Annotated in this window: 5 protein-coding genes, 1 tRNA gene and 1 pseudogene; 4 read left to right on the top strand and 3 right to left on the bottom strand. The window is 60.9% G+C overall.

Annotated elements, in window-relative coordinates; all coding sequences use genetic code 11:
• On the bottom strand, nucleotides 1–1,221 hold the full coding sequence (locus tag ACQK2M_RS24450; protein WP_425419956.1) for an ABC transporter substrate-binding protein: 1,221 nt from the start codon (nucleotides 1,219–1,221) through the stop codon (nucleotides 1–3).
• Between the two features lie 114 nt (nucleotides 1,222–1,335).
• Nucleotides 1,336–1,755 (bottom strand): Hsp20 family protein, encoded by a 420-nt coding sequence (locus ACQK2M_RS24455; protein ID WP_425419957.1) that lies wholly within the window; start codon nucleotides 1,753–1,755, stop codon nucleotides 1,336–1,338.
• A gap of 114 nt (nucleotides 1,756–1,869) precedes the next feature.
• Between ACQK2M_RS24455 and ACQK2M_RS24460 the strand changes: the two genes are divergently transcribed.
• The 4 genes from ACQK2M_RS24460 to ACQK2M_RS24475 all read left to right on the top strand — a co-directional run bounded on the left by ACQK2M_RS24460 (nucleotide 1,870) and on the right by ACQK2M_RS24475 (nucleotide 5,446).
• Entirely contained in the window at nucleotides 1,870–2,811 is a 942-nt protein-coding gene (locus ACQK2M_RS24460) for a nucleoside hydrolase (protein WP_425420128.1), read from the top strand.
• A 124-nt stretch (nucleotides 2,812–2,935) separates the two neighbouring features.
• Nucleotides 2,936–3,020, top strand: a tRNA-Leu gene (locus ACQK2M_RS24465).
• A gap of 766 nt (nucleotides 3,021–3,786) precedes the next feature.
• A complete protein-coding gene (locus tag ACQK2M_RS24470; protein ID WP_425419958.1) occupies nucleotides 3,787–5,100 on the top strand; it encodes an N-6 DNA methylase in 1,314 nt (437 codons plus the stop codon).
• A complete protein-coding gene (locus ACQK2M_RS24475) occupies nucleotides 5,087–5,446 on the top strand; it encodes a hypothetical protein (RefSeq protein WP_425419959.1) in 360 nt (119 codons plus the stop codon). The genes ACQK2M_RS24470 and ACQK2M_RS24475 overlap by 14 nt, the downstream gene beginning before the upstream one ends.
• A gap of 34 nt (nucleotides 5,447–5,480) precedes the next feature.
• On the opposite strand, the pseudogene ACQK2M_RS24480 reads toward ACQK2M_RS24475, so the two are convergent.
• Nucleotides 5,481–6,341: pseudogene (locus ACQK2M_RS24480) on the bottom strand (IS3 family transposase); the annotation flags it as partial.
• Nucleotides 6,342–6,690 lie beyond the last annotated feature (349 nt).

A 6,690-nucleotide genomic window follows, 5' to 3' on the forward strand; every position in this document is an offset into this window, starting at 1 on the left:
TCAGTTGGCGACGCCGTAGCGCGCCGCCCATTCTTCCTCGATCATCGCCATCCAGGAGGGATGCGGCTCGGGCAATGCCGGGCCGAGTTCCTCGGGGCGGAGCGTCGCGATACCGAGATCGAGCGTCTCGAAGCGGGCGCGGTCATCGTCATCGAGCTTGCCGATGGCGAGCACTGTCGGGTCACCCCAGACATCGGGATCCTGCTTGCGGGCCTGTGCTTGCGGCGACAGCAGGAAATCGGCGGTGACCAGCGCGCCGGCCTTGGCGGCGGCGTTATAGGGGATCGCCACAAAATGGGTGTTCGACAACGTGCCGCCGGAGAAGGTGAAGGACCGCACTGTGTCCGGCAGAAGATCGTTTGCAATCGCGCTGGAGGCTTCGGCCGGATTGAAGGCGAAAGTGATGTCGAGTTCGCCATCGGCGAGCAACTGGCTCATCGAAGGGTAATCCTTCGGGAACGCCTTGGCCGAGCGCCAGAGATTGGGATGGAGCGCATCGAGATAATCGAAGAGCGGCTTGGTCAGGTCGGCGAATTCGGCCGGGTCCACCGGTTCGAGCAGTTTCGACGGATCGGCGATCTTTTCCGAAAGGACCTGCTTCAGGAAACTCGATCCGATGAAGTCCGGCGGTTGCGGATAGGAGAAGCGGCCGGGATTTTCCTTTGTCCAGGCCAGCAATTCGTCGGCGGAATCGGGCAGGTCCGCCGTGTCGGTGCGTGCGCTGTCGTAGAAGAAGACCAGCTTGGCCATGCCCCAGGGCGATTCCATGCCTTCAGTCGGGATAGTGAAATCCGTCGTGATGGTCGGCTTGGTCTCGATATCGACATAGGACCAGTTCGGCAGCTGTTCCGCCCAACCCGGCCCGTAGAGCAGGCCCTGGCGCTTCATGGAGGCGAAGTTCTCGCCATTGATCCAGATGAGATCGATCGTGCCGTCCTCATCCTTGCCGGCGGCCTTCTCGGTGACGACCGTCGCCACGGCATTGGCGGTGTCGTCGAGCTTCACATGGACAAGCTTGACACCGAAGCGCTCCTGCAACTCCCCGCCGACCCAGTCGATATAGGCGTTGATCGATTCCGAGCCGCCCCAGGCGTTCCAGTAGACCGTTTCGCCGCGCGCGTCGTCGAGGACGGCGCTCCAGTCGGCGGCATCGATATCGGCGGCGGCGGTCAGTCCTGTGGATGCGATCAGCGCGGCAAGCGCCGCGAGCACGGTCTTCATGTGGTCAGCCCCTCGGTGGCATTGTTCTGTGCGGCAAACCATAAGAAGAGGCGCGCCGAGGTCAATCGGCGGCACCCTACACGCTTTGTCACATTCAGGTGAGACGCGGCTCACTCAGTCGCGCTGGGAGATGGCGATCCTCTTGACCTGCCGTTCGGGTTGCGGGCGATCGAGATCGATGGCGAGCAGGCCGTTCTTGAGTTCAGCGCCGAGTACGCGCATGCCGTCGGCGAGCAGGAATGCCTTCTGGAACTGGCGGGAAGCGATGCCGCGATGCAGGAAATCACGCGGCGCGTCGTCGATCTGCTTGCCGCGCACGACAAGTTGGGATTCCTCGGTCGAGATCTCGAGATCGTCGATCGAAAAGCCGGCCACCGCCAGGGTGATGCGCAGCACTTCCGTGTCGTCGCGCAGGCAGCGCTCGATATTGTAGGGCGGATAGCCGTCGGAATTCTTGGCGATACGTTCGAGAGACTTCTCGATGGTTTCGAAGCCGACGAGCAGCGGGCTCGAAAACGGCGGAACGCGCGACATGGCATGTCCTTTCACACAAAGCGACACTCACGGCGAACCCGAGATGGCATTCGCCGCCGCTCCTGATATGGTCCGGCGAAATCCGGAATGCAAGCAAGCCACGACAGGACCACCATGCCCGACCGCCGCGCCATCATCATCGACACCGATCCGGGCCAGGACGACGCGCTGGCGATCCTGCTCGCGCTGGCCAGCGACGAATTCGACGTGCTGGGCATCACCGCCGTCGCCGGCAACGTGCCGCTGGCGCTGACCGAGACGAACACGCGCAAGATCTGCGAACTTGCCGGCAAGCCGGAAACCAGGGTTTTCGCCGGCTCCTCCCGGCCGCTGCTGCGCGATCTCGTCACGGCGGAATATGTCCACGGCAAGACCGGCCTCGACGGGCCGGACCTGCCCGAGCCGGTGATGGCGCTGCAGGCGCAGCACGGCGTCGATTTCATCGTCGAGACGCTGCGCGAACGGGCCTCGGGCGAAGTGACGCTGTGCACGCTCGGGCCGCTCACCAATATCGCGCTGGCGCTGATCCGCGCGCCGGACATCGCGCCGAAGATCCGCGAGATCGTGATGATGGGCGGCGGTTTCTTCGAGGGCGGCAACGTGACGCCGACCGCCGAGTTCAACATCTATGTCGATCCGCATGCCGCCGCGACGGTGTTCGCATCGGGCGTGCCGATCGTGATGATCCCGCTCGATTGCACCCACAAGGCGCTGACGACGCAGGCGCGTGTCGCGGCGATGCGCGCGCACGATACGCCGGTGACGCATGCGGCGGCCGACCTGATCGATTTCTTCGAACGGTTCGACGAGGACAAATACGGCACCGACGGCGGACCGCTGCACGACCCCTGCGTCATCGCCTGGCTTCTCGCGCCGGAGCTTTTTTCCGGTCGCGACTGCAATGTCGAGATCGAGACCGGCTCCGAACTGACCATGGGCATGACGGTGGTCGATTGGTGGGGCGTGACGGGCCGGACGAAGAACGCGCATGTGATCCGGGATATCGACGCGGACGGCTTTTTCGCGCTTCTCACCGAGCGTATCGCGCGGCTTTGACCGGGCCTGAGGACCATCGCGTCATCCGGCCTGAAAAATCAGCCTGAATTCCGCTTTCCTGCCGCGCAAGGCCGTTGACTTGCCCCGCGGCGCACCTTAAACGGTGCGGCCTAGCCAAACCCGTGCCCAGATGGCGGAATTGGTAGACGCGCACGGTTCAGGTCCGTGTGCCGCAAGGCGTGGAGGTTCGAGTCCTCTTCTGGGCACCATTTACCCCTCAAAATCCCCAAAATACAAGGCTTTTGGCCCCGGTGGTACACGGCAAATCGGCCAAGCGTGTACCGAATTACGTGCCGCTTTTGGTTGCGGCTGGTGTGCCTGGGACGAGCCTCAGGCCCCGAGGGTGCCCCCACGGGGGAAGACGGGAATACGTAGATACATATTCCGCTTCACAGAGATTTCAGAAAAATGCTCCGACCTGCGCTCGTGAAGTGGTCTGGTCCATTTTCCTCGGTTCCATGAATGGTTGTGGTTCGTATCTGCACGCTTGGTTGGTGACAGCGAAAACTTGCTGTGATTCAATGAGACCTCAGGCTGCAACATGGGGGGCATGCGGTGACGTGTTGGTGGGCTGTCGCGTTTTCGTTCGCTTTGGCACCAAGCCCAGCTCATGCGTTCTGCAGCGAACCTTCCTTCTACGAGTTAGCGCCTGATGCACCAGGTTCGTATGAGAAGCCAGAGATCCCCTACTGCCTGAGTGATTACTCGTATTCAGGAAGTCACACATGCGACGACTGGGAGATCGACTCCTATTTCGACGACGTAAACAACTACATCGACAAGCTCAACGACTACGTCCAGGAAGCCAACGAGATGGCCCGAAGAGCCGCGCGGTTCGCCGAAGAGGCCTACGAATATGCGAAGTGCGAAGTCAACGATGTCAGAAACCAGCATGAATAAGGGACCGGATTGCCCATGAGGTTTCTCCTTGGGTATTGAACAGCTTGCACGATTCCATAATCAAGGCTTCACCGCATGTACGAGAACGCATTCAACCAGATCGAACGGGACCTCCGCGCCGAGGAAGGCATCGGCAACGAGCTGGATTATGTCGAACAGACGTCATGGGTCCTGTTCCTCAAGTACCTCCACGACCTTGAGACAGAACGGCAGGACCGCGCGGAACTGGACGGGAAGGACTACACGCCGATCATCGAGGACGACTACCGCTGGGACATCTGGGCGGCCCCCAAGAACAGCGACGGCGAGTTCGATCACGACACCGCCCTCGTCGGTGACGACCTGATAAAATTCGTGGACCAGGACCTGTTTCCCTACCTGGCATCCTTCCGTCAGTCCGCCACCGGTCCCCAGACGATCCAATACAAGATCGGTGAGGTCTTCACGGAGCTGCGCAACAAGTTCCGCTCGGGCTACATCCTGCGCGATGTGCTGGAAGTGATCGACGGGCTGTCCTTCAACACCCAGGCACAACGTCACGAACTGTCGCAACTCTACGAGACTCGCATCCGCCGCATGGGCAACGCCGGGAGGAACGGCGGGGAATACTACACGCCGAGGCCGCTCATCCGTGCGATGATCAAGGTGACCGATCCGAAGATCGGCGAGACGGTCTATGACGGGGCGGTCGGCTCCGCTGGCTTCCTCTGTGAAGCCTACGACTACATGCGCAGTGACAACCTTTCCGCATCGGACTTCGAGACCCTGCAGACGCGTACCTTCTACGGTCAGGAGAAGAAGGGCCTCGCCTACATCATAGGGATCATGAACATGGTCCTGCACGGTATTGAAGCCCCGAACCTTGTCCACTCCAACACGCTCAATGAGAACGTAATGGACATTCAGGAGAAGGATCGCCACGACATCATTCTCGCCAATCCTCCCTTCGGCGGCGGCGAGCGGCGGGAGGTGCAGCAAAACTTCCCGATCCGCACCGGCGAGACGGCCTACCTGTTCCTGCAGCACTTCATCCGAAAGCTTCGCGCCGGGGGACGCGCGGCGGTGGTGATCAAGAACACCTTCCTGTCGAATACCGACAACGCCAGCGTGGCGCTGCGCAAGGAATTGCTGGAGGCGTGTCGGCGCATTCATCCTGTCTGTCGCGGTCGCAATCGTCGGCCTCATTTCCGCAGCATCATCGGAAGCGGGTGTCAGGTGCAGCGAAGTGCCTCGCCTGTCCTACGACGAACCCATGCGGTTCTGCATGCGCACCGATATCTTCATCGCCGCAGTCGGCGAGATCACACAATCGACACCAGACCAATTCGTAGCGTTCCTGAGACAGATCGATTCACTCGGCTATCAGCCGCACAGCGTGACCTTTCATAGCCCGGGCGGCAGCCTGTCAGGCGGCGTGATGCTCGGCACCGTTATTCGCAAACTCAAGCTGGATACGCATGTGGGGGAAAGCTCGTCCTGCGCCTCGGCTTGCATGCTGGCGTTCATCGGCGGCTGGTCCCGAAAGGTGACCCATGATGGCCGCATCGGGAACCACCAGGTTCAAAACACCCTGACCGACATCGGAAGCATCCAGGGTGTCCAGGACCTGATCGGTTTCCTCTCGGAGTATCACCGCGAGATGAATGTCAGCCCCCTCGCCGTGACCGCCGCGATGACGAGACGGTCCAACGAGATATGTCCGTCGTCAGAGGTTTTGAGCAGTTCGGCGGCCTGATCTAGTGGAGGCTCTGGCCCATCAGGATTTCATTCTAAGCGGCGGCCTTGCGATGCAGCAAGCGCCGTTGATTGATAGTTTCGCGTTTGATCCTTTCTCTTGTCTGCAGGATGGTCTGGCTGCGTCCGAAGTAGACGTCGGCCGGTGTGAGATTGCCGAGGCTCTCGTGGTAGCGCCGGTTATTGTAATGATCGACAAAGGCGTCGATCTGCGTTTCGAGAGCACCCGGCAGGAAGTGGTTTTCGAGCAGGATGCGGTTTTTCAACGTCTGGTGCCATCGCTCGATCTTGCCCTGGGTCTGGGGATGGCAAGGCGAACCGCGGGTGTGCTCCATCCCAATGCCGGAGAGCCAATCGGCCAGTTCGCCGGCGACGTAACATGGACCATTGTCTGACAAGAGCCGTGGACGTTGCATCACCTTGGCGTTGTCGCAACCCGATGCCTGCAGGGCGAGTTCCAGCGTGTCGGTGACATCCCCGGCCTTCATCGTGGTGCATAGCTTCCAGGCGATGATGTAGCGCGAGTAATCGTCGAGGATGGTCGACAGATAGAACCAGCCCCAGCCGATGACCTTCAGATAGGTGAAGTCGGTCTGCCACAGCTGGTTCGGCGCGGTCGTCTTGTCATGGAACTCATCGGCAGCCTTGATGACGATGAAGGCTGGACTGGTGATCAGATCCTGCGCCTTGAGCAGGCGGTAGACCGAGGATTCCGAGACGAAGTAGCCTCGCGTGTCGGTGAACGTCACCGCCAGTTCGCGCGGTGACAGCTCCGGCTCATCAAGCGCAAGGTCGATGATATTTTCTCGGATGTCGTCGGGAATGCGGTTCCAGACCCGCCCGGGCTGAGGCTTGCGATCTTCCAGCGCATCGACGCCGCCGGTGAGAAAGCGGTCATCCACGAACAGGAGATCATTGCTGCCATTGCCGCGCATTTCGATGACCGGCCGGGCGTGGTGGTCGATCGGTTTGGTCAGAAGGGCTTCGCGCGTTTCTTCCGAGTGGAGGAGGAGGTCGCCAGTTCGAAGATCGCCTTTGCGTCGGGGCAAGCGGTCACCGGTGGCGTCGACTTTCTCGGCCCCGGTCGACAGGTCGTCCTTCCGCCGACGTGGCACGGCAAGGCAGGGCGGCCATACGTCTGTGTCCGGGTTCAGCACCAATGAGACAATTTCGGCTTAACGGATAGAGGAGGATTTCTGGCTCATCGTAGCCCTTCAAGGAGCGAAGATGAGACGGAAATCCGGG

Origin of the sequence: Oricola indica (genome assembly GCF_965227485.1) — a bacterium.
Lineage (GTDB): Bacteria > Pseudomonadota > Alphaproteobacteria > Rhizobiales > Rhizobiaceae > Oricola > Oricola indica.

Bases quoted from the DNA above. Each gene is read 5' to 3' on its own strand.
- ACQK2M_RS24450 (WP_425419956.1), bottom strand. From the start codon at position 1,221: ATGAAGACCGTGCTCGCGGCGCTTGCCGCGCTGATCGCATCCACAGGA.
- ACQK2M_RS24470 (WP_425419958.1), top strand. From the start codon at position 3,787: ATGTACGAGAACGCATTCAACCAGATCGAACGGGACCTCCGCGCCGAG.
- ACQK2M_RS24455 (WP_425419957.1), bottom strand. From the start codon at position 1,755: ATGTCGCGCGTTCCGCCGTTTTCGAGCCCGCTGCTCGTCGGCTTCGAA.
- ACQK2M_RS24460 (WP_425420128.1), top strand. From the start codon at position 1,870: ATGCCCGACCGCCGCGCCATCATCATCGACACCGATCCGGGCCAGGAC.